Raw genomic sequence first — 22,533 nt, 5'->3', positions numbered from 1 at the left:
CCACCTTTTCTCTCGTGGACGGCACGACGCCCCCACCGGTACAGGCAGACCAAGAGCTGCCATGCCGAATACAGGCTCAACATGGAGGCCAACACCATGAAGAGAACGCTCATTGCCCTTGCGGCCCTCACCTTTGCCGGCTCTGCTTTCGCCCAGGATACGTCCTTTGCGACCGCCGACGCCGACCAGAGCGGCGACCTGACCTTCACCGAGGTCACCGCCGTGATGCCGAACGTGACCGAGGAGGCCTTCACCGCCGCCGACGCCGATGGCAACGGCACGCTCTCCGAGGCCGAGTACACCGCCATGCTCGAGAAGAGCGGCGGCTGATCCAGCCTCCCTGACCTGCCCGACCGCCTCGTCTCCCTTGCGGGAAACGGGGCGGTCTGCATTTGGGTCCTCCGCTTCTCGCCGGTATCGGTGCAAGCCGGCTTCCCAGCGGCTTATGTTCCTGTTATGTTCCAGTCTCCATCAAGCAGGGAACATCCGGGCAGTCCCATGGCCATTCCGGCACACTCTTGCACCACCGAGACCGAGCACGATCCTGCGGACACGTCCGAGGAGACGCTGTCGGCCAGCGTGAACAGCCATCGCGGCCGCGGCCGGGCCGCCGGCCTCAACATGGCCGGCCGCTACGAGAAGGAGAGCCGCGACAGCTTCGACGACGGTTGGGGCACGCTGGAAGATCTTCCCCCGCTCAAGACCCATGTGCAGGAAGAGCGGGCGCGCACCATCATCACGCGCAACGAATCGCCCGACATTTCCTTCGACCGCTCGATCAATCCCTATCGGGGCTGCGAGCACGGCTGCATCTACTGCTTCGCCCGGCCCAGCCACGCCTATATCGGCCTGTCGCCCGGCCTCGATTTCGAGACGCACCTGACGGTGAAGCCCAATGCGGCCGAGCTGCTGGAGCGCGAGCTGTCGAGCCCGAGCTACAGTCCGCGCACCATCGCCATCGGCACCAACACCGACCCCTACCAGCCCATCGAGCGGGAGCGGAAGGTGATGCGCGAGATCCTCGCCGTGCTCGACCGGTGCAACCACCCCGTGGGCATCGTCACCAAGTCGGCTCTGGTGCTGCGCGACCTCGACATCCTGGCGCCGATGGCCGAGCGCGGTCTGGTGCGCGTCGCCCTGTCCGTGACGACGCTCGACCGCAAGCTCGCCCGAACCATGGAGCCGCGCGCGGCAACGCCGGCCAAGCGGCTGGAGGCGATCCGCGGCCTGTCGCAGGCCGGCATTCCCACGTCCGTGATGATCGCGCCGGTGATCCCGGCGCTGACCGATTCGGAGATGGAACGGATCCTGGACGCGGCGTGCGAGAACGGCGCCACCGGCGCGGGCTATATCCTGCTGCGGTTGCCCATCGAGGTCAGCCCCCTGTTCCGGGACTGGCTGCTGCGGCACCGGCCGGACAGCTTCCGCCATGTCATGAACCTCATCCGCTCCATGCGCGGGGGCAAGGACTACGACGCCCAATGGGGCAAGCGGATGCGCGGCGACGGCCCCTATGCCAAGCAGCTCGCCAACCGTTTCGCGCTCGCCTGCAAGCGGCTCGGGCTCAACCGCAACCGCAAGCCGCTGACCACCGAGCTGTTCATTCCCCCGACCGCCGGCGGCGTCCAGCTCCAGCTGTTCTGAGGCGAAAACGCGCAAGCCCGGTGGATTTCGAAAGATTGCGGTTGCGCCGGCGCACGCCAGGCGGAACCTTGGCGACATGTATCTTTCGCTGTCCACCGCCCTTGAGCTCGCCCTGCCGGCGGATCTCGACCCTTCGGCCGAGCTCGCATTGTCGCGGCAGTTCGAGGGGCGGCTTGCGGGCATCGACGAGGCGGGCCGCGGCCCGTGGTCCGGACCGGTCGCCGTTGCGGCCGTCATTCTCGACCACCAGGCGGTCCCCGACGGGCTCGCCGATTCCAAGAAGCTCACCGAAGCGCGCCGCGAACAGCTCTACGAGGAGATCCTCGAGACCTCCTTCGTGGCGGTCGCCCTCGCCTCGCCGCGCGAAATCGATGCGCGCAACATCCGCGCGGCGACGCTCCTTGCCATGGCCCGCGCTGCCCGCGCCCTCCCCGTTGCCCCGCTCGCCTGCCTGATCGACGGGCGCGACGTGCCGCCGGGCCTGCCCTGTCCCGGACAGGCGGCCGTGAAGGGCGACGGACGCCTCTTGTGCGTTGCCGCCGCCTCCATCGTCGCCAAGGTCACCCGCGACCGGCTGATGGCGCGCATGGACCGGGTCTTTCCCGATTACGGCTTTGCCGGGCACAAGGGCTACGGCACCGCCCGCCATGCCGCCGCGCTCACGGAAAAGGGCGCCTGCCCGCTGCACCGCCGCAGCTTCCGCCCGGTCGCCGTAGCCCTCGGCCTGCGCGAGGACTAGGCGGAGCTCAGATGCCGGAAGAGGGCAGAGCGCAGGAGCGGCGGAAACGATCCTCCGACATGAACCCTGTGCGCAGGATGTCATCCCGGTTTCGGCGAAGCCGAAGACCGGGAACCAGTAACCCCGAAAGATAACGGCTCAGGCCCTCGCGCTGCAGCCGGACAGCCGGAGACGGCCGCCTTCGCGCCACCATCCGCTCCGGCGGATACTGGATACCTGCCTTCGCAGGTATGACAGGCGAGCATGTGGTGACCGCCTCCCGCCTCACACCTACCGAGGGTGCCAATGGCTCCCGGCTCTCCGGCTTCGCCTGCGGCCGGGGTGACGGCAGAGGGGAAGCCAGGGCCGCGCCTCCCCTCGGCCGTCACCCCGGCCAAGCGCAAGCGCAGAGCCGGGGCCTATTCATTCCCAGAGCGGTGGCGAGGACAATAGAACCTCTCCACTCGTCCTCCCGCACGCAGCGTTCCCTTTTGCGTCCTCCCGGACGGCATGCAAGCGCCGAGCCGGGATCGGAGAGCCGAGGACCTCACGAAGGCACTCAGGAACGACACCGCACCCACCGTGCCTCTCCGGTCCCGGATCTTCGTCCTTACGGCCTCGTCCGGGAAGACGCAAGGAGAGGCTTGCGCAATGACGCAAAGGGAGGAGCAGGAAGGACCGGCGCAAGGCCGCGCCGGCAGGTGGGCATCCGCGATGACACGCTGGCCAAGCCCCATCCTCCCCTCTCCCCCCTTGAGGGGGAGATGTCGGCGCAGCCGACAGAGGGGGGTGGGCAGCGCCGCGCCACCGCCGTCCATGCCGCTCCCAAACGAAAACGGCCCCGCAAGCGGGGCCGTCTCGAAGCTGGATGAGGGAAAAGACGCCGCCGTCAGTTGAGGCGGGTCTTCACTTCCTCGATGCTCTTGGCGAGCAGCTCGTCGCCGACATTGCCGGCGACCTTCTTGGAGAGGATCGCACCGGCGGCGGCGACCGCGATATCGGCAGCGCGCGCGCGCACTTCCGAAATCGCCTGGGCCTCGGCCTGAGCGATCTTGCGCTCGGCAGCAGCCGTGCGGCGCGCGATCAGGTCTTCCAGGGCCGCGTTGGCCTCGAGCGTCAGGCGGTCCGCCTCGCGCTTGGCCTCGGCGACGATGCCTTCGGCCTCGCCCTCGGCTTCCTGGCGGCGACGCTGGTAGTCGGCCAGCAGGGCCTGGGCTTCCTCGCGCAGGCGGCGGGCGTCCTCAAGCTCCTTGCGGATCGTGTCGGCGCGCTTGTCCAGCGAGGTACCGACCATGCCGGGCACCTTCATGTAGACGACAATCGCGAGAAAGATGACGAGGCCGACGAGAGCCCATGCAGAAGCGTCCATCAGGCTGTCCTCACTTCATCGCCGTATCGACGGCCTTGTTGAGTTCGGTCGCAGTCGGCGCCTTGCCGATCAGAGCCTCGACCAGCGCGCTGGTGGTCTCCGTGGCAATCTCGCCGACATTGCCCAGCGCGGCGGTCTTGACCTCGGCAATACGGGCCTCGGCCTGCGACAGCTTCTCCGCGAGACCCTTTTCGGTCTCGGCCCGGCGACGGTCGACGTCGGCCTTGAGCTTCTCGCGGGTGTCCTGGGCGATCTTGTGAGCGTTGTTGCGAGCTTCCGCCAGCGCCTGCTCGTAAGCGGCGATCGCGGCGTTGCTCTCTTCGTTCAGGCGGTTCGCCTCGGCGATGTCGCCGGCGATACGGTCACGGCGATCCTCCAGGATGCCGCTGAGACGCGGCAGAGCCACCTTGCTCATGATCCAGTAGAGCAGGCCGAAGGTGATCGCCAGCCAGAGCAGCTGCGATGCGTAGGTCGTTCCGTCGAAGGGAGGGAACGTGCCGACCGAATGCTCGTCGGCCGGGATCTCGATGACAGCATTGGTGCTGCCGTGTTGGGTCTCGGCGCCGGTCGTAGCCATTATCATCTCCAATGCCGCAGCCATGCTCGCATCGCGCCTGGCGCGAAGCGCCGGCCGGGCGCGTCATGCGCCCGGCCGGGAAATGTGCGTCGCTGACGCAATCCGACGTCGTTATCAGACGGCGAAGAGCAGGAGAAGGGCGACGAGAAGCGAGAAAATGCCGAGCGCCTCGGTCACGGCAAAGCCGAAAATGAGGCGGCCGAACTGGCCATCAGCGGCGGACGGATTGCGCAGGGCGCCCGACAGGTAGCTGCCGAAGATGTTGCCGAGGCCGAGAGCGGTACCGGCCATGCCAAGGCAGGCGAGACCCGCACCAATGTACTTTGCTGCTTCAGCTTCCATGACACTAGCTCCTTGAGGTGAGATTGCAGCGACGTAACGACGGCCCCGCCTTATTGCGGGGCCGAACCAAACTGACTCTTAGTGGCTCGGATGCAGCGCATCGTTGAGGTACATGCAAGTCAGAACCGTGAAAACATAGGCCTGCAGGAAGCACACCAGGAATTCAAGCCCGGTGATCGCGACGGTCATCGCGAGCGGCAGGATCGACAGGGCCGGGCCCATGATGCCCAGGCCCTCGGCGGCGATCAGCGAGGTGACGAATCCGGCGAAGACCTTCAGCGTGATGTGGCCCGCCAGCATGTTGGCGAACAGACGGACGGACAGGCTGACCGGACGCGACAGGAACGAGATGATCTCGATCGGCGTCACCAGGATGAACAGCACCGGCGGCACACCGTCCGGCGTGAACAGCTTGAGGAACTTCGCACCGTGCTTGGCGAAGCCGTAGATCATCACCGTGCCGATCACCAGCATCGACAGCGCGAAGGTGACGATCAGATGGCTGGTGACGGTGAAGAAGTAGGGGAACATGCCGATCAGGTTGGCGATCAGCACGAACATGAACAGCGAGAAGACCAGCGGGAAGAAGCGCATCCCCTCGTTGCCGGCCGCACTTCTCAACGTGTTCGCCACGAACTCGTAGGACATTTCCGCCATCGACTGCCAGCGGCCGGGCACCAGGCCGCGTCCGCTCGTCGACAGGATCAGGAACATCGCCACCACGGCCGTGGTTGCCACCATGAACAGCGAGGAATTGGTGAAGGAAAGATCGAGGCCACCGACCTCAATCGGAACGAGCTTGGTGATCTTGAACTGCGAGATCGGATCGTTCGCCACCGGGTCAGCCCCTCGTCTAGCGGTCGCATGGCACGCCGGCGCGCGAATCCCTTTCGCTCACCGGCCTGAATTCAGGTTCGAACTATCCGTCGCGCGTCCTGTCGTGCTGCTCCGCCATCAAGCCGGCAGAGCGCAAGACGTTCAGCACGCCCGCGACGAAACCCAACAAGAGGAAGACGATCAAGCCCCACGGACTCGTGCCGAAACCCTTGTCGATCATCCAGCCTATGGCCGCCCCGACCAGAACACCTGCGACGAACTCCGTCGACAGTTTCATGGCCTGGGCGAAGCCCTGCCCCGTACCCGAGGACGACACGCTTTTCTGGCCTTCGGCCTGCGCCGTCTTTTCCTCAAGCGCCCGTGCAAGCCGGTTTCTTCGCTCGGACAGTTCCGCTTCCGTTGGCCGTGCACCCTGCACGTCCGGTTCGTTCTCGTTCGGAGACATTGCTTTGGTCCCCTCTCCCGATACGCTCCGGCGTACGCCGCCGACCCCTGGAAGCCGGGCGCACCATAGTCGGCGCCCCTGCCCCTGTCAAGAACACGCAGAAAACAGCCAAACCATTGTTATAAATAAACTTTCAGAGCGTAAACCGGGCTGCGTCGAACTGTCCGACGGCGCATCTTCACAGGACCCGTGTTGCATCGCACCGTGATGACGCGACCTCAGACCGCTTCGAGGAATCGCTCGGCGGTCTGCAGATCCACCGAAACCAGCTGCGAAACGCCGCGTTCGGCCATCGTCACGCCGAACAGGCGGTTCATCCGGGCCATGGTGATGGGGTTGTGGGTGATCACCACGAAGCGGGTCGCCGTGCTGCGGGTCATCTCGTCGAGAAGGTCGCAATAGCGCTCGACATTGGCATCGTCGAGCGGCGCGTCCACCTCATCCAGCACGCAGATCGGTGCCGGGTTGGTCAGGAAGACGGCGAAGATCAGCGCCATCGCCGTCAGCGCCTGCTCGCCGCCCGACAGCAGCGTCATGGTCTGCGGCTTCTTGCCCGGCGGGCGGGCGATGATCTCCAGGCCCGCATCCAGCGGATCCTCGGCATCGACCAGCTGCAATTCGGCGGTGCCGCCGCCGAACAGATGGGTGAACAGGCGCTGGAAATGGCCGTTCACCGTCTCGAAGGCGGAGAGCAGGCGCTCGCGCGCCTCGCGGTTGATGTTGGAGATCGCCCCGCGCAGCCGCTTGATCGCCTCGATCAGGTCGTCGCGCTCGCCGACCAGCGAGCCGCGCTGCCCTTCGATCTCCGACAGTTCGTCCTCGGCGCGCAGGTTGACGCCGCCGAGACGCTCGCGCTCGGCCTTCAGCCGCTCCACCCGGCGCTCGATGCCGTCCGGCTCGGGGAGCGGCGCCCCCTCCTTCAGCCCGGCCAGTCCCGGCAGGGCCGAGACGGCAACTTCCAGCGCCTCGTCGATTCGCGCCTCGATCTCGCTCTTGCGTGCCGTGGCGGCCGTGAGCCGTTCCTCGGCGCGGATGCGCCGCTCGCGCGCCTCGCCCAGCATCGACAGCGCCTGGTGCGCCTGCCGGTCGGCCTCGCGCTGCTTTTCCTCGGCGGTGGCCAGCGCATCGTCGGCAACGCGCCGGGCTTCCTCGGCGGCCGAAATCTCGCTCAGCAGCGACCGGCGCTTGAGCTCGATATCCTCCGGCGCCTCCATCAGCTCCATGCGCTCTTCCTCGGCGGCGGCGATCCGCTCGCCCAGCACGTCGATCTGCTGGCGCGCACCGGCCGCCCGCTGGATCCAGCTGGCCCGCTCGCGGGCGATGGCCTCCAGCCGCCGGCGGCGAAGCTCGCTCTCGCGCGCCAGACCGTCGGCCGCCGCCTGCTCGCGCGACAGCGCCGCGCGCGCTTCCGCAGCTTCCGCCCGCGCGGCATCGATCGCGCCCTGCAATCCCTCGCTGCCGGAAATCTCCTCCAGCGCGGCCGCCGCCATTTCCGCCGCCTCGCGCCCTTCGGCCAGATCCCCGGCCAGCCGCTCCACGGTGGCGCGCAAGCCCGCAAGGCGCGCCTCGGCCTCCGCATGGGTGCGCTCCAGCCGCAGCACCTCCTGGCGCGCCGCATCGGCGGCAGAGCGCGCCGCACGCACGTCCTGGCGTGCGGTCTCCTCGGCATCGGCGGCCATGCGCAGCGCCGCCTCGGCCGCGGCGAAACCCTCGCGCAACGTCTCCAGCTGCTCGGCCGCCGTCTCGATTTCCAGTTCCAGCGCCGCCAGCCGGTTCTTGCGGGCAAGGCGCTGCGCGGCCGCGGTCGGCGCATCGGCGGAGACGGTGAACCCGTCCCAGCGCCACACCGCGCCCTCGCGGCTGACCAGCCGCTGTCCCGGCTTCAGCTGGCGCATCAGGCCCGCTGCCGCTCCGTCCTCGACAAGGCCGATCTGGGCAAGGCGCCGCGCCAGCGCCACTGGTGCCCTCACCACCTCGGAGAGCGGCCGGCAGCCGGCGGGAAGCTTGGGGTCACCGGAAAGCTGTTCGCCGCCGGCCGCCTCCGCGCTCCAGCGCATCGGCGCATCGCCCCCGACGGGCGCGTCGAGATCCTCGCCGAGCGCGGCGCCCAGCGCCGTCTCGAAGCCCGGCTCCACCGTCATCGCCTCGACCACGGCCGGCCACTCGCCGGCCTGTCCGGCAGACAGCACCTCCTGCAGCGTGCGCGCTTCCGTCTCCAGGCGCGACAGCGCAGCTTCCGCCTCGCTCAATGGCCGGCGCGCCGCATCGACCGCGGCGCGGTGGCTGCGGGTGCGCTCCTCGGCCTCCAGCACGCGCTCTTCGGCGAGATCGAGCCGGCCTTCGGCATCGAGCAGCGCCTCGCGTCCCATTTCGAGTGCCGGCGCGCCCTCGATATCGGCCTCCAGCGCGGCGACCTGCGCTGCCGCCTCGCCGTGCTGGGCGACCAGCCGCTCGGCCCGCTGCACCGCCGTGCGATGCGCGTCCTCCAGCTGCCGCCTGCGGGCGACGACGCCCGCCTGTTCCTGGGTCAGCGCCGACAGCCGCTCCTCGGCCGCGGCCACGACCTCGCTCGCCGCCGCAACCGAAAGGCGCGCTTCCTCGGCGCGTTCCTCCTGCGACAGGTCCTCGCCGCGCAGCTCTTCCTCTTCGTCCGCGAGCCGCGACAGGTGCTCGTCGTTCTCCGACACCAGCGCCTGCTCGCGGGCAATGTCCTGGTGCAGTTGCTGCAGGCGGCCGGTCAGGTCCGACAGGCGCTCGCGAATGCGGCGCTCTTCGCCGTCCAGCTCGTTGCGGGCGATGACCAGCCGCTGCACGGCGGCACCCGCGCGGGCCGCCGCCTCGCGCATCTCGGGCACCTTGTGAGCAGAGATCGCCTGGTTCTTCGCCGCCTCCGCCTGGGCCAGCGACACCAGCCGCACGCCCTCCTCGGCCTCCGCGAATTCGGCTTCCGCCGCCTTCAGCCTGTCGCGGCAGTCGGTCCAGCGCAGATAGTAGAGCCCGGCCTCGGCGGAGCGGATCTCGGCCGACAGGTTGCGGAAGCGGCTCGCCTGCCGGGCCTGGCGGCGCAGGCTGTCGAGCTGGCCGTCGATCTGGACCAGCACGTCCTCCAGCCGCTCCAGGTTCTGCTCGGCGGCGCGCAGGCGCAGCTCCGCCTCGTGGCGGCGCGAATGCAGGCCGGAAATGCCGGCGGCCTCTTCCAGGATCTGGCGGCGGGAGGTCGGCTTGGCGGCGATCAGCTCGCCGATCTGGCCCTGGCGCACCAGCGCGGGCGAGCGGGCGCCGGTCGAGGCGTCGGCGAACAGCAGCTGCACGTCGCGGGCGCGCACATCGCGGGAGTTGATCTTGTAGTTGGAGCCCGCCTCGCGCTCGATCCGCCGCGTCACCTCCACCGCATCGCTGTCGTTGAAGCCGGCCGGCGCGGTGCGGTCGGCATTGTCGAGGAACAGCGTGACTTCGGCGGTATTGCGGGCCGGGCGGTTGAGGCTGCCGGAGAAGATGACGTCGTCCATGCCGGACGCGCGCATGTTCTTGTAGGAGTTCTCGCCCATCACCCAGCGCAGGGCCTCGACGAGATTGGACTTGCCGCAGCCGTTCGGCCCGACGACACCCGTCAGGCCGTCGCCGATGATGAATTCCATCGGCTCGACGAAGGACTTGAAACCGAGGACGCGGAGCTTGTTGAACTTCATGGGCGCAGCGTCAGCAGGCAGCCGGCGGGGCGTTTACGCCCCGCAAGCAGGCAGCCGCCGGCGCCCGGGCACCGGCGGGGCCGGTCCTAGAGATACTTGGCAGCTTCCTTGTCGAATTCCTCAGGCGAGATCGCACCGTTGACCTTGTTGCCGTTGAAGAAGAACGTCGGCGTCGAGTTGACGCCGAACTCGCTCGAAGCACGGTCGCGCGTCGCATTGATCCCGTCAAGCAGAGCCTGATCGGTCAGGACCTTTTCGAAGCTTTCCTGGGTGAAGCCGATCTGCTTGGCGAAATTCAGCAGCGAGTTGTACGGGTCCGGGGTGAAGGCCCAGGCGCGCTGCTCGGCGAACATGAAGTCGACCACCTCGAAATATTTGTCCTCCGGCACCGAGCGCGCCAGCATGAAGGCGGCCGAGGCGACGGGGTCGAGCGGGAACTCGCGGAAGACGAAGCGCGCCTTGCCGGTCTCCACATACTCCTTCTTGAGATGCGGATAGGTGGTCTTGTGGAAGTTGGCGCAGTGGCCGCAGGTCATCGAGGCATATTCCACGATGGTGAGCGGCGCGTCCTCGTTGCCCAGCACCTTGTCGGGAAGCGTGCCCGGCTTCATCAGCTCCTCGACGTCGACCGCCTGGGCAAAGGCCGGCAGGGCCGGCAGCACGGTTCCGGCCAGGAGCAGGCCGGCGGAGGAACGCAGGATCAACTGTCGACGGTTCAGGCTCACGGGTCTCTTCCCACTGAATGAAAGGGTCTATCGGCGTAAACGCTGTTTATCGCCTTTTGCGCGAAATTCAAACGACACGCATATTGTGGCGGCAATGGGAGCGCGGAAAACGGCCCGGTTCCGCGGGGTTCACAAGATCGCGAGCAGAGCGGGGCGGGCAATCGCAGGCGAGGCTCGCGTCAGCGGGTGCGGGCCAGCACCGCGCGGCCCAGCCGTTCGAGGGCTGCGCCCAGCGGCGTGCCCTCGACGGGGGCGAGGCGCTCGTGCAGCTCCGCCTCCTCCGCGCCGGTCAGCGGGCGCAGCTTCGGCGGCGGCTTGCGGCGGCGGTCGGTGACCGGGCGCTGCAGGATGCGGATGCGCTCCACCGCGGCCCAGCCGAAGAAGCCGTTGATGCGCTCCACCAGCTGCGGCATCTCGTGGGTCAGCAGCAGCGCGGTCGCCCCGTCCGTCTGCACCACCAGCGTCGCCGGGCGCGGGGTCTCGTCGAACTCGCCGCCGCGGCTGCCGCGCGGCCAGTCGAGCCGGATCGGCTGCACCCGGCCGGCATAGCGCTCGCCGACGATCTCCGGCCAGTCGGACAGCAGGTCGGCGGCGGCAAAGCCGCGCTTGCGGCAGGCCGGCTCCAGCGTCTTGCCGATCAGGTCGGCAAGCGGGCGCGCACGCGTCACCCGGCGCATGTAGCCGGTGGCCGCTCCCGCATTCGTCCTGTTGTTCGACTTGTAGTGCCGCGAATCACTCATGTCCCTTGTTTCACGCGCGAATTGCGTCGCTTTTGCGACAAGGCGCCACCCTCTCCTTGCTCGTCACCGCTGTCCCCGCAAGCGCGCAATCCACAGGCCTTGCGGCCGGCCGTTCATTCCGCACTTGAAATCGCCCCGCGCCGCCCGATCCTCATGCCCCATGACCGCAGCCCCCACGACCGCAACCCACACCGCCTCCGCCCCCGATCTCGCCGCCGCGCTGCTCGCCTGGTACGATCGCCATGCGCGCGTGCTGCCCTGGCGCGTCTCCCCGCGCGACCGCCGGCAGGGTCAGGCGCCCGATCCCTACCGGGTGTGGCTCTCCGAGATCATGCTGCAGCAGACGACGGTGCAGGCGGTGAAGCCCTATTTCGCCGCCTTCACCGAGCGCTGGCCGACGGTGGCGGATCTTGCCGCTGCGGACGAGGCCGACGTCATGAAGGCCTGGGCCGGGCTCGGCTACTATTCGCGGGCGCGCAATCTCAAGGCCTGCGCCGAGGCGGTCATGCGCCATCATGGCGGGGTGTTTCCCGATACGGAGGAAGGCCTGCGCGCCCTGCCCGGCATCGGCCCCTATACGGCGGCGGCCATCGCCGCCATCGCCTACGACCTGCCCGCCGCCGTCGTCGACGGCAATGTCGAGCGCGTCACCTCGCGCCTGCATGCCATCGAGACGCCGCTGCCCGCCTCCAAATCCGACATCCGTTCCGCCGTCGCGCTGATGGTCCCGCACGAGCGGCCCGGCGACTTCGCGCAGGCGATGATGGATCTCGGCGCGAGCCTTTGCAGCCCGCGCAAGCCCGCCTGCGCGCTCTGCCCCTGGTCCGCTCCTTGCGAGGCCCGGCACCTCGGCATCGCCGAGACCCTGCCGGTCAAGCAGCGCAAGGCGGCAAAGCCCACCCGCTTCGGCCTCGCCTTCGTCGTCAAGCGCGAGGACGGTGCGGTGCTGCTGCGCCGGCGCCCGCCCAAGGGCCTGCTCGGCGGCATGAGCGAGCCGCCGGTGAGCGCCTGGGGGGAAGACATCGACGGCGGCGACTTCACCCTGCTGCCGCCGGAGTTGTCCGCCGCGCGGCTGCGCTGGACGCGCGTTGCCAGCGACGTGCGGCACACGTTCACCCATTTCCATCTGGAGCTGGCGGTCTGGCACACCACGGCACCGATGGGCCTTGCCGCGCCCGAGGGCTGCTGGTGGTCGGCGCCTGCGGAAATCGCCGGCGAGGCCCTGCCGACGGTGATGCGCAAGGCGGTCGAGGCGGGCCTCGGCGCCTGACGCAGGGGCCTCCCGCAATTCGATTGCGTTTTCCGAAGAACTGCCGCATAGACGCGCAACTTCGGGATCAGGTCCTGTCAATATGACCACGATGGTCGTTCTGACTTGTGCGGATACGCGAAGCGAGGCCGCGGGAAGACTTTATGTCTTTCAAGGCCTTGCGACAAAGTAGCCCGTGCAAGTCAGGACGATCCGAAGGACGCTCGATAGACCGGCGATCCGCCGCGTCAAAGCCCTTGATCGGGCGCGTGCCCCGTGCTGCGGGCTTTTCCTCGCGGCTCTTGGTCTAGCGAACGCCAGCGTTGCCATATTGACAGGTCCTGACCCTAGCCGTTGCGGAGACTTCGGCCGATGTTCACGCATTCCATTCCGGCATTGTTTTCCAGGGAAGAAACCCGCGAAATCGTTCGCCTTGCGGACGACGCGCAGGCCGCTGCGGGCGGTCTCGTCGGCGGTCTTCAGCACAACGATATCCGCCGGGCGCAGATCGCCTGGCTCGACGACACCGGCAGCGCCGCCTGGGTGATGGAGCGGATCGTCTCAGCGGTGGCTGCGGCCAATCGCGAGCATTTCGACTTCGCCATCACCGAGTTCGGCGAGCGGCTGCAGGTCGCCACCTATGACGAGAGCAATGCCGGCCACTACGACTGGCACTCCGACATCGGCGACGGCCCCATCGCGCGGCGGCGCAAGCTGACCATCGTGGTGCAGCTCACCGAGCCGGCGGGCTACCAGGGCGGCGAATTGCAGATCAATCTCGGCAGCGCCATGTTGTCGGCCGAGCGCGGCATCGGCGATGCCACGCTCTTCGCCTCCTTCATGCTGCACCGGGTGGCGCCGGTCTCGTCCGGCCGGCGCAAGTCGCTCACCTGCTGGTGCCACGGACCGCAGTTCCGCTGAACGCGGCCCGCATCGCGGATCCGCCTTACTGGAAAGCGGTCTCGGCGAAGGAGCGCAGCTTTCTGGAGTGCAGCCGCTCGCGCGGCATCGCCCGCAGGATCTCCATGCTGCGGATGCCGATGCGCAGATGCTGCGCCACCTGCCGCTTGTAGAAATCCGTCGCCATGCCCGGCAGCTTGAGTTCGCCATGCAGCGGCTTGTCGGAGACGCATAGCAGCGTGCCGTAGGGCACGCGGAAGCGGAAGCCGTTGGCCGCGATCGTCGCCGATTCCATGTCCAGCGCGATGGCGCGCGACTGGGAAAAGCGCTGCACCGGCTCGCGGTGGTCGCGCAGTTCCCAGTTGCGGTTGTCGATGGAGGCGACCGTGCCCGTGCGCATCACCCGCTTCAGCTCGTAGCCGGCAAGGCCGGTGATCTCCTCCACCGCCTGCTCCAGCGCCACCTGCACCTCGGCCAGCGGCGGGATCGGCACCCAGGTCGGCAGGTCCGCGTCCAGCACGTGGTCCTCGCGCACATAGCCATGGGCCAGCACGTAGTCGCCGAGCTTCTGGCTGTTGCGCAGGCCGGCGCAGTGACCCAGCATCAGCCAGGCATGCGGGCGCAGCACCGCCACATGGTCGGTGATCGTCTTGGCGTTGGACGGGCCGACGCCGATATTGATCATGGTGATGCCGGAGGCATCCGGGCGCACCAGGTGATAGGCCGGCATCTGCGGCAGCCGCTGCGACTGGCCGTCCTGCCGCTCGCTGCCCGCCTCCGTCACCAGGTTGCCCGGCTCGACGAAGCGGGTGTAGCCGCTGGCCGGGTCGTTCATCAGCTCCTGCGCCAGCCGGCAGAACTCGTCGATATAGAACTGGTAGTTGGTCAGGATGACGAAGTTCTGGAAATGCTCGGCCGCCGTCGCGGTGTAGTGCTGCAACCGGTGCAGCGAATAGTCGACGCGCGGTGCGGTGAAGGGCGCCAACGGGCGCGGGGCTCCCGCCGGCACCTCGAACGTGCCGTTGACGATGGCATCGTCCAGGATCGACAGGTCCGGCAGGTCGAAGACATCGGCCAGCGGGCGCTGCAGCACCTCCGCCGCCCCTTCCACATGCGTGCCGTCGTAGAAGGCGAAATGCAGCGGGATCGGCAGGGAGCTGGTCCCCACCTCCACCGGCACTTCGTGATTGCGCAGCAGCAGCTCGATCTGCTCCTTGAGATAGTTGCCGAACAGGTCCGGGCGCGTCACCGTCGCGGAATGGACGCCGGGGCCCGAGACGAAGCCGTAGGCCAGCCGGCTGTCGATGCGCGAATGGGTGGCGGTGGCGATCCGCACTTCCGGATAGCAGGCGCGCACCCGCCCTTGCGGAATGCGGCCGGCGAGGAAATCGGCGAAGGCATCGCGCAGGAAGGCGGTGTTGCTCTCGAACAGCTCCCGCAGCCGGTCGACTGCGGCCTGCGCGTCGGTGAAGGCCTCGTAAGGAACATGCGGCGGCTCCCAGCTCGCCAGCTCCTGCGTCGGGTCGGTGCTCGGAAATTCGTTGCCCATGGGCGTGCCTTTCTTTCTCTTGTTATTCTGGCAAGCCATTATGAAATTTCCTGCGGGGGCCGAAAAGTTTTTTCTCGGCCCGATTTCGCGGCGCCGGCTGCGGCCCTGCCGTTAACCTTCCCGCATCCCAGTCCTCGCATTTCGCAAGCGCCCTCCGGGCCTCTTTGAAAAATCGGCAGGCCATGCAGGGCATTAGGCAGAACTTGCCGCCCCGACCTCTCGCCCCCCTCGTTAACGAAGCGAAGCAGCGCGGGCGGGACGGCCGCGAAAGGTAAACAGAGGATTGATTCAACAGGCGTTTTTTCTCCGGCGCCTTAACTCCCGATTTACCAAGCCCGGTAACCATGATGCTCGTAATTGCGTGAGGTTCTGCGTCGCAATGAGTGTACAGCGTATCGGGGTGCCCAGCGTGGCACCCCACTCCTTCCGAGCCCGTTCGACCGCCGCCAGCACCGCCCCCGGTGCCGACTGGCTGGATACGATCATCAAGGGCGATTGCGTGGCCGCTCTCGAGCGACTGCCGCGGGCGTCGGTGGACCTCGTCTTCGCCGACCCCCCCTACAATCTCCAGCTGGGCGGTGACTTGCATCGCCCGGACCAGTCGCGGGTCGATGCCTGCGACGACCACTGGGACCAGTTCGACAGTTTCGAGGCTTACGACGCCTTCACCCGCGCCTGGCTGATGGCCGTGCGCCGCGTGCTGAAGCCGGATGGCGGCCTGTGGGTCATCGGCTCCTATCACAACATCTTCCGGGTCGGCACGATCCTGCAGGATCTCGGCTTCTGGATCCTCAACGATGTCGTGTGGCTGAAGTCGAATCCGATGCCGAACTTCCGCGGCAAGCGCTTCACCAATGCCCACGAGACGATGATCTGGGCGTCGAAGTCGAAGGACGCGAAATACACCTTCAACTACGAAGCCCTGAAGACGTTCAACGACGACCTGCAGATGCGCTCCGACTGGAACCTGCCGATCTGCACGGGCGGCGAGCGGCTGAAGGACACGGCGGGGCAGAAGGTGCATCCGACCCAGAAGCCGGAAAGCCTGCTCTACCGGGTGCTGCTGGCTTCCAGCAATCCGGGCGACGTGGTGCTCGATCCCTTCTTCGGCACCGGCACCACCGGTGCGGTCGCCAAGCGGCTCGGGCGGCATTTCGTCGGCATCGAGCGCGAGCAGGACTATATCGACGCCGCCAATGCCCGCATCGCCGCGGTCACGCCGGCGGAAGACGGAGCGCTGGCGATCAGCCAGGGCAAGCGTGCCGCCCCGCGCATTCCCTTCGGCAACCTGCTGGAGGCCGGCCTGCTGGCGCCGGGTGCGGAGCTCACCTGCGCCAAGGGCCGCAAGCGCGCCACCGTGCGCGCCGACGGCTCGCTCGCCAGCGGCGACCATAGCGGCTCGATCCACAAGGTCGGCGCCCTGGTGCAGGGCCTGGAAGCGTGCAACGGCTGGACCTACTGGCACTACGAGGATGCCGGCAAGCTGAAGCCCATCGACGCGCTGCGCGAGACGCTGCGCGGCAACAAGGCCGCCTGACGCAGCCTGCGCCCGGCGTCCACCCGTTCCTGAGAAGCGCTTCCCCGCGCGAAGGGCCGCCTCCGACCGGACACTCCGGCGGGGGCGGTTCCGCGTTCGGCACCCGTCTTCAGGAGACGCCGAGAGGCCCCTCGCCGCGCTCGATCATCAGCGGCACGATCAGGTCTTCCTCGTCGTCGAGATGCCGCAACAAGCCGTTCACAAGCAAGTCGCTGTCGGCGGCATAGGTGTCCGCCGCCCGGCGGATGCGGTCGCTGTCGCCGCCCTCCAGCAGGCCCAGCAGGCCGTTGGCGCTGGCGATCACCCGGCCGATGCGCTCGTGGATCAGCTCGTGATCGTTTTCCAGGATGTCGAAGCCGCGCGCCAGACGCGTCTCGGCCGCCGCGAAGACCGGGAAATAATGCTGGTCCTCGATCATGTGGTGATGGTGCAACTCGGTCAGGAAGTGCTGCAGGCGCGGCGCGAAGAAGCCGCCGAACTGCATCGCCTCGACCTCCCCCTCGCGAAACCGCGTCAGCGCATCGGTCAGCGCCCCGCCGAGCTGGCGGAACCCGTCATGGCGGGTCAGCCAGAACCGGGCGAGATCGCCGAGATCCGCATTCTCGCCCCAGCCCTCGCGCGGATGGCGGCGCAGCAGGAACAGCAATTCCTCGGAAAGCCCCTGCCGCCTGTCGAGATCGTCTGTCACACCGCCGCTCCTGACGTTTTTCCTGATGTTCTCCGCCCCGCCTCATGCGGCAAGATGGGGCGCAAGGTCAATGCGGCAACGCCGGATTGGGCGGCGATGTCCCTCCCTGCGATCCGCACGCGCCGCCCTCTCCCGGCGTCCTCCCGGACGGCGCGTGAGCGCCGAGCCGGGACCGGAGAGCCGAGGGCGTTGCGGCAACGCTCGAGCAAATGAGGCGAACGCCGTGCCTCTCCGGTTCCGGGTCGCGCTGCGCTTGCCCGGAATGACGAAGGCAGAGGCATCCGCGATGACACGCTTGCCGTGCCCCACACACCCTTCTCCCCCCTTGAGGGGGAGATGTCGGCGCAGCCGACAGAGGGGGGTGAGCTGAAGCTGCGCTCCCCCCAAAAAAACGAAAACGCCCGGCACGGGGCCGGGCGTTCGTATCGTTCAGCCGGCGCAAATCCCCGGCTTTACTCCGCGGCCTGCGGCTGCACCGCCTGGGCTGCCGGGCGCTCCCACTTGAGCACCGGGTTGCGCGCCGCCCGCGTCTCGTCGAGACGGCCGCGCGGGGCGTGGAACGGTGCGCCCTTGAAGCGGTCCGTCTCGCCCTTCTGCGCGCTCAGGACGAGGTCGCGCATGGTGGCGATAAACAGGTCGAGCGAGGAACGGCTTTCCGATTCCGTCGGCTCGATCAGCATCGCGCCGTGGACGACCAGCGGGAAATACATGGTCATCGGGTGGTAGCCCTCGTCGATCATCGCCTTGGCGAAGTCGAGCGTGGTGACGCCGGTGTCCTTGAGGAAACTGTCGTCGAACAGCACCTCGTGCATGCACCAGCGCTGGCCGAAGGGCAGGCTCATCAGGTCCTGCAACCCGACGCGCACATAGTTGGCGTTGAGCACCGCGTCCTCGGACGCCTGCTTCAACCCGTCGGCGCCGTGGCTCTTCATGTAGGCGAGCGCACGCACATACATGCCCATCTGGCCGTGGAAGGCGGTCATGCGGCCGAAGGGCTGCTCGCCGTCCTTGAGCTCCGCATCCGTTTCCACCCACTGCGTCCCGCCCTCGACCTTGCGCAGGAAGGGCAGCGGGGCGAACGGCGCCAGGCGCTCCGACAGCACCACGGGACCTGCACCCGGACCGCCGCCGCCATGCGGGGTGGAGAAGGTCTTGTGCAGGTTGATGTGCATGGCGTCGACGCCGAGATCGCCCGGACGGGCCTTGCCGACGATGGCGTTGAAGTTGGCGCCGTCGCAGTAGAAATAGCCGTCCGCCGCATGGATCGCCTCGGCGATGGCGATGATGTCGCGCTCGAACAGGCCGCAGGTGTTGGGGTTGGTCAGCATGATGCCGGCGATGTCGCCTTCATGCTCCTTGATGCGCGCCTTGACCGCCGCCGGATCGACCGTGCCGTCCTCGCGCGCCTCGATGGAGACCACCTTGTAGCCGAGGAGCGCTGCCGTTGCCGGGTTGGTGCCATGGGCCGATTCCGGCACCAGGACGATCTTCGGGTCGCGCCCGGCCGCCTGGTGCGCGGCCTTGATCGCCATCATGCCGCACAATTCGCCATGGGCGCCGGCCTTCGGGCTCATCGCCACCGCGCTCATGCCGGTCATGGTGACCAGCCAGTGCGCCAGCTCGCTGATCAGCTCGACCGCGCCGGTCACCGTCGACAGCGGCTGCAGCGGATGCACGTCGCCGAAGCCCGGCAGGCGCGCCATCTTCTCGTTGAGGCGCGGATTGTGCTTCATCGTGCAGGAGCCGAGCGGGTAGAGCCCCGCATCGATGGCGTAGTTCTTCGAGGACAGGCGCACATAGTGGCGCATGGTCTCCGGCTCGGTCAGCGCCGGCAGGTCCGGCACCGCCTTGCGGGCGTGGCTGCCCAGCGCCGGCGTAAAATCGTCCGCCTCGTCGAGGTCGACGCCGCACACATCCATGCGGCCGATCTCGAAGAGCAACGGCTCTTCCATGGCCAGCGCCTTGTTGCCGGTGAAGGTCGCACGCTCGCTGGTGATCGCCGTCTCGCTAGGCGCGGACGGACGTCCCTGAGTGTTCATGCTCATGCCAGCACCTCCTTCAGTGCCGCGACGAAGGCCGCGCGGTCCTCATCGGAATTGACTTCGCTCGATGCCACGAGCAGCAGGTCGGAGAGGTCGGCCTTGCCCGGCTCGAGCCGCGACACCGGCACGCCGCCGAGCACGCCCTTTTCGGCCAGCGCCTCGACCACCTCGGCCGCCGGCTTCGGCAGCTTGACGGTGAACTCGTTGAAGAAGGCGTCGTTGAGCACCTTCACGCCGGCAACGCCTTCCAGCGCGCCCTTCAGCTTCACCGCGTTGGCGTGGTTGATGCGGGCAAGCTTGGCGAGGCCGTTGCCGCCGAGCAGCGTCATGTGGATGGTGAAGGCCAGACAGCACAGGCCCGAATTGGTGCAGATGTTCGACGTCGCCTTGTCGCGGCGGATGTGCTGCTCGCGGGTCGAGAGCGTCAGCACGAAGCCGCGCTTGCCGTTGGCATCGACCGTCTCGCCGCACAGGCGGCCCGGCATCTGGCGGATGAACTTCTGCCGCGTCGCGAAGAGGCCGACATAAGGACCGCCGAAGTTGAGGCCGTTGCCGATGGACTGGCCCTCGCCGACGACGATGTCGGCGCCCTGCTCGCCCGGCGCCTCGATCAGGCCCAGCGACACCACCTCGGTGAAGACGGCGATCAGCAGCGCGCCATGGGCATGCGCCTTCTCCGCGATCGGCTTCAGGTCGATCAGCTGACCGTAGAAGGACGGCGACTGCACCACCACGCAGGAGGTCTCGTCGTCGATGGCAGCGAGAATGTCCTCGGTGCCTGCGGGGTCGGCCGGCAGCGCCTCGACCCGGTCGCCGGCCATCGCGCTCAGGCCTTCGACCACCTGCCGGTAGTGCGGGTGCAGGCCGCCGGACAGCACCGCCTTGTTGCGGCGGGTCACCCGGTGCGCCATCAGCACGGCTTCGGCCGTGCCGGTCGAGCCGTCATACATGGAGGCGTTGGCGACCTCCATGCCGGTGAGCGCGGCCACCTGGGTCTGGAACTCGAAGAGATATTGCAGCGTGCCCTGCGTCACCTCCGGCTGGTACGGCGTGTAGGAGGTGAGGAACTCGGAGCGCTGGATCAGGTGGTCGACGCTGGCCGGCACATGATGCTTGTAGGCGCCGGCGCCGACGAAGAACGGCACCGAGGAGGCGGCGACGTTCTTGCCCGCCATGCGCGTCAGGTCGCGCTCGACGGCGAACTCGCTCTGGCGGCGCGGCAGGTCCAGCAGCCCGTCGATGCGGGCGCTTTTCGGGATGTCGACGAAGATCTCGTCGATGTCCGAGATGCCGACGCGCGCCAGCATGTCGGCACGGTCGGTATCGGACAGCGGCAGATAGCGCATGTCACGCTCCTTGGCGGTTGTCGGCAAGCGTGGCGGGCAAGGCCTCGACCACGATCTCGCTCTTGACGGAATTGGCGATGAAGCAGGCCTCGTGGGCCTGGTGATGCAGGGCGTCGATCCGGTCCCGATCGGGCAGCGTGTCGCCGGCCAGCACGATCTGCGGGCGCAGCGTAACGCGGGTCACGGCCATCTTGCCGGGCGCGACCCGCTCCATGGTGCCCTCGGCCGCGTCGCGGTAGCTCTCGACGATCAGCCCGTCGCGGCGGGCAAGATCGAGGAACCACAGCATGTGGCAGCTGGAGATCGCCGCCACGAAGGCCTCTTCCGGGTCGACGGCCGCCTCGACGGAGTTGGGCAGCGGCACGACGCTCGGCGAGGCCGAGGCCGGCACGGTGATGCCTCCGTCGAAGGACCAATCATGGCCGCGGCTGTAGGCATTGGCGGCGAAGTCGCCCTGCCGCCGCCAGCTCACATCGGCCCGGTAGAGGTGCCGTGCCATGGATCAGAGCCCCTCGACAAAGGCCTTGTAGGCGGCCTCGTCCATCAGCTCGTCGAACTGCGAGGTGTCGGCCAGGCGGATCTTGACGAACCACGCCGCCCCTTCCGGGTCCTCGTTCACCTTGCCCGGCTCGTCGGCCAGCACGCCGTTGGCCTCGACGATCTCGCCGTCGAGCGGGGCATAGACCTCGGACGCCGCCTTGACGCTTTCCACGACCGCCGCCTCGTCGCCCTTGGAGACCTTGCGGCCGACCTCGGGCAGTTCGACGAACACGACATCGCCCAGCTGCTCCTGGGCATAGGTGGTGATGCCGACCGTGGCGACGTCGCCCTCGACGGTGATCCACTCGTGGTCTTCGGTGTAGCGGGTGCTCATTTCACTTGTCCTCCGGAAGGCCTTCAGGCCGCTTCAGGTTGTCTGGAACGATAGGCAAAGGGGCCGTCAGGCGGACGGCTTGCGATGGTAGCGCTGAGGAACGAACGGCATGTCGGCGATGCTCGCCTCGAGCTCGCGGCCGCGCACCACCAGCTTCACCGGCGTGCCGACACCCGCATGGGCCGGGTCGACATAGCCCATGGCGATGGGGGCACCCAGCGTCGGCGCGAAGCCGCCCGAGGTGAGAACGCCGATGACGCTGCCATCGGCCGCGCGGATTTCCGCGCCCTCGCGGGCCGGGGCACGGCCGGCCAGCGTCAGGCCGACACGCACGCGCGAAGGTCCATCCGCCAGTTCCGAGAGGATGCGGGCGGCGCCCGGAAAGTTGGCCTCTTCCTTGCGGCGCTTCTGCAGCACGAAGGTGATCGCGCCCTCGACCGGCGAAGTGGTCTCGTCGAGGTCGTGGCCGTAGAGGCAGAGCCCGGCTTCGAGGCGCAGCGAATCGCGCGCACCGAGGCCGATGGGGGCGACGCGCTCGTCGGCGAGCAGGGCGCGGGCCAGCGGCTCGGCAGCGCCCGCCGGCACGGAGATCTCGTAGCCGTCCTCGCCGGTATAGCCGGAGCGCGAGACGTAGACGGCGATGCCGTCGAACTCCATCTGCGCAACGCCCATGAAGGCCATGTCCGCGGCAGCCGGCGCATGGGCGGCCATCACCTCGGCCGCCATCGGGCCCTGCAGCGCGATCAGCGCGCGGTCCTCGATGACCTCCAGCCTCACGTTATCGGGAAGGTTCGCCGCGATCAGCGCGTAGTCGACCGCCTTGCGCGAGGCGTTGACGACCAGGAACAGCCGGCCCTCGTTTTCCGGCCCTTGCGGCCGCGCGACCATCAGGTCGTCGACGATGCCGCCCTCGGCGTTCAAAAGCACGGTGTAGCGCTGGCGGCCGGGCTTCAGCACGGCGACGTCGGAGGGGACCATCGCCTCGAGCGCGCGGGCCGTCGTCTCGTGGTCCGGGCCGACCAGCCAGGCCTGGCCCATATGCGACACGTCGAAGAGACCGGCCTTCTCGCGGGTATGGCTGTGCTCGGCGATGATGCCGGCGGGATACTGGACCGGCATCTCGTAGCCGGCGAACGGCACGAGACGCGCACCGAGCTCGCGGTGCAGGTCCGTCAGGGGCGTGGAAAGCAGGGGCGTCGAAAGCAGAGGTCCGTCGGCGTGATCGGCCATGTGGTCGTCCTGGCGCTAGAGGGTCTGGTGAC

At 68.1% G+C, this 22,533-nt stretch carries 21 protein-coding genes; 6 read left to right on the top strand and 15 right to left on the bottom strand.

The annotated features are described in order from the left end of the window. Positions 1-96 precede the first annotated feature (96 nt). The 3 genes from GH266_RS18535 (at position 97) to GH266_RS18525 (ending at position 2,383) form a co-directional block, all read left to right on the top strand. Positions 97-330 (top strand): EF-hand domain-containing protein, encoded by a 234-nt coding sequence (locus tag GH266_RS18535; RefSeq protein ID WP_158195143.1) that lies wholly within the window; start codon positions 97-99, stop codon positions 328-330. A gap of 168 nt (positions 331-498) precedes the next feature. After that, on the top strand, positions 499-1,644 hold the full coding sequence (locus GH266_RS18530) for a PA0069 family radical SAM protein (protein WP_158195142.1): 1,146 nt from the start codon (positions 499-501) through the stop codon (positions 1,642-1,644). A gap of 76 nt (positions 1,645-1,720) precedes the next feature. Further along, positions 1,721-2,383 carry a ribonuclease HII gene (locus GH266_RS18525; protein WP_158195141.1) on the top strand — a complete coding sequence of 221 codons (663 nt, stop codon included), beginning with the start codon at positions 1,721-1,723 and terminating at the stop codon, positions 2,381-2,383. 868 nt (positions 2,384-3,251) lie between these two features. Here the strand turns inward: GH266_RS18525 and GH266_RS18520 are convergent. The 8 genes from GH266_RS18520 to GH266_RS18485 form a co-directional block, all read right to left on the bottom strand. Beyond that, positions 3,252-3,731, bottom strand: coding sequence for a F0F1 ATP synthase subunit B (locus GH266_RS18520; protein ID WP_199270370.1), 480 nt, complete (start codon positions 3,729-3,731; stop codon positions 3,252-3,254). Between the two features lie 10 nt (positions 3,732-3,741). Next, positions 3,742-4,308 carry a F0F1 ATP synthase subunit B gene (locus tag GH266_RS18515; protein ID WP_158195140.1) on the bottom strand — a complete coding sequence of 189 codons (567 nt, stop codon included), beginning with the start codon at positions 4,306-4,308 and terminating at the stop codon, positions 3,742-3,744. 114 nt (positions 4,309-4,422) lie between these two features. Then, a complete protein-coding gene (locus GH266_RS18510) occupies positions 4,423-4,650 on the bottom strand; it encodes a F0F1 ATP synthase subunit C (RefSeq protein WP_067220716.1) in 228 nt (75 codons plus the stop codon). Between the two features lie 78 nt (positions 4,651-4,728). Then, the gene (locus tag GH266_RS18505; RefSeq protein WP_158195139.1) at positions 4,729-5,487 is read right to left on the bottom strand and encodes a F0F1 ATP synthase subunit A; all 759 of its coding nucleotides are present in this window, start codon (positions 5,485-5,487) and stop codon (positions 4,729-4,731) included. A gap of 82 nt (positions 5,488-5,569) precedes the next feature. Then, complete coding sequence (locus GH266_RS18500; protein WP_158195138.1) at positions 5,570-5,932, bottom strand: AtpZ/AtpI family protein; 363 nt, start codon at positions 5,930-5,932, stop codon at positions 5,570-5,572. Between the two features lie 218 nt (positions 5,933-6,150). Further along, on the bottom strand, positions 6,151-9,621 hold the full coding sequence (smc, locus tag GH266_RS18495) for a chromosome segregation protein SMC (protein WP_158195137.1): 3,471 nt from the start codon (positions 9,619-9,621) through the stop codon (positions 6,151-6,153). 86 nt (positions 9,622-9,707) lie between these two features. Continuing rightward, positions 9,708-10,346 (bottom strand): DsbA family protein, encoded by a 639-nt coding sequence (locus GH266_RS18490; RefSeq protein WP_158195136.1) that lies wholly within the window; start codon positions 10,344-10,346, stop codon positions 9,708-9,710. Positions 10,347-10,525: 179 nt separating this feature from the next. Beyond that, positions 10,526-11,086, bottom strand: a complete 561-nt coding sequence (locus tag GH266_RS18485) for a DUF721 domain-containing protein (protein ID WP_209001487.1) — start codon at positions 11,084-11,086, stop codon at positions 10,526-10,528. Between the two features lie 160 nt (positions 11,087-11,246). Between GH266_RS18485 and mutY the strand changes: the two genes are divergently transcribed. Next, positions 11,247-12,356, top strand: a complete 1,110-nt coding sequence (gene mutY / locus GH266_RS18480) for an A/G-specific adenine glycosylase (protein ID WP_158195135.1) — start codon at positions 11,247-11,249, stop codon at positions 12,354-12,356. Positions 12,357-12,707: 351 nt separating this feature from the next. Continuing rightward, positions 12,708-13,256 (top strand): 2OG-Fe(II) oxygenase, encoded by a 549-nt coding sequence (locus GH266_RS18475; protein ID WP_158195134.1) that lies wholly within the window; start codon positions 12,708-12,710, stop codon positions 13,254-13,256. Positions 13,257-13,281: 25 nt separating this feature from the next. Here GH266_RS18475 and GH266_RS18470 read toward each other — a convergent pair whose 3' ends face one another. Next, positions 13,282-14,784 carry an AMP nucleosidase gene (locus tag GH266_RS18470; RefSeq protein WP_158195133.1) on the bottom strand — a complete coding sequence of 501 codons (1,503 nt, stop codon included), beginning with the start codon at positions 14,782-14,784 and terminating at the stop codon, positions 13,282-13,284. 379 nt (positions 14,785-15,163) lie between these two features. Here GH266_RS18470 and GH266_RS18465 point away from each other — a divergent pair, with 379 nt between their 5' ends. Next, positions 15,164-16,321: a site-specific DNA-methyltransferase gene (locus tag GH266_RS18465; protein ID WP_158195132.1), complete on the top strand. Its 1,158-nt coding sequence runs from the start codon at positions 15,164-15,166 to the stop codon at positions 16,319-16,321. 109 nt (positions 16,322-16,430) lie between these two features. On the opposite strand, the gene GH266_RS18460 is transcribed toward GH266_RS18465, so the two are convergent. From GH266_RS18460 to gcvT, 6 genes are all read right to left on the bottom strand, one after another. Further along, positions 16,431-17,009: a hemerythrin domain-containing protein gene (locus tag GH266_RS18460; protein ID WP_158195131.1), complete on the bottom strand. Its 579-nt coding sequence runs from the start codon at positions 17,007-17,009 to the stop codon at positions 16,431-16,433. Between the two features lie 452 nt (positions 17,010-17,461). Continuing rightward, positions 17,462-19,054 carry an aminomethyl-transferring glycine dehydrogenase subunit GcvPB gene (gcvPB, locus tag GH266_RS18455; protein WP_158195130.1) on the bottom strand — a complete coding sequence of 531 codons (1,593 nt, stop codon included), beginning with the start codon at positions 19,052-19,054 and terminating at the stop codon, positions 17,462-17,464. Next, the gene (gcvPA, locus tag GH266_RS18450) at positions 19,051-20,397 is read right to left on the bottom strand and encodes an aminomethyl-transferring glycine dehydrogenase subunit GcvPA (RefSeq protein WP_158195129.1); all 1,347 of its coding nucleotides are present in this window, start codon (positions 20,395-20,397) and stop codon (positions 19,051-19,053) included. The genes gcvPB and gcvPA overlap by 4 nt, the downstream gene beginning before the upstream one ends. A gap of 1 nt (position 20,398) precedes the next feature. After that, positions 20,399-20,896 (bottom strand): OsmC family protein, encoded by a 498-nt coding sequence (locus GH266_RS18445; protein ID WP_158195128.1) that lies wholly within the window; start codon positions 20,894-20,896, stop codon positions 20,399-20,401. Positions 20,897-20,899: 3 nt separating this feature from the next. Further along, entirely contained in the window at positions 20,900-21,271 is a 372-nt protein-coding gene (gene gcvH, locus GH266_RS18440) for a glycine cleavage system protein GcvH (RefSeq protein WP_158195127.1), read from the bottom strand. A gap of 66 nt (positions 21,272-21,337) precedes the next feature. Further along, positions 21,338-22,501 (bottom strand): glycine cleavage system aminomethyltransferase GcvT, encoded by a 1,164-nt coding sequence (gene gcvT, locus GH266_RS18435; RefSeq protein WP_158195126.1) that lies wholly within the window; start codon positions 22,499-22,501, stop codon positions 21,338-21,340. Between the last annotated feature and the right edge of the window lie 32 nt (positions 22,502-22,533).

Source organism: Stappia indica (assembly GCF_009789575.1).
GTDB classification, from domain to species: Bacteria; Pseudomonadota; Alphaproteobacteria; order Rhizobiales; family Stappiaceae; genus Stappia; species Stappia indica_A.
The sequence above is the reverse complement of the archived record's forward strand: the minus strand, read 5'-3'. Positions and strand labels throughout refer to the sequence as shown.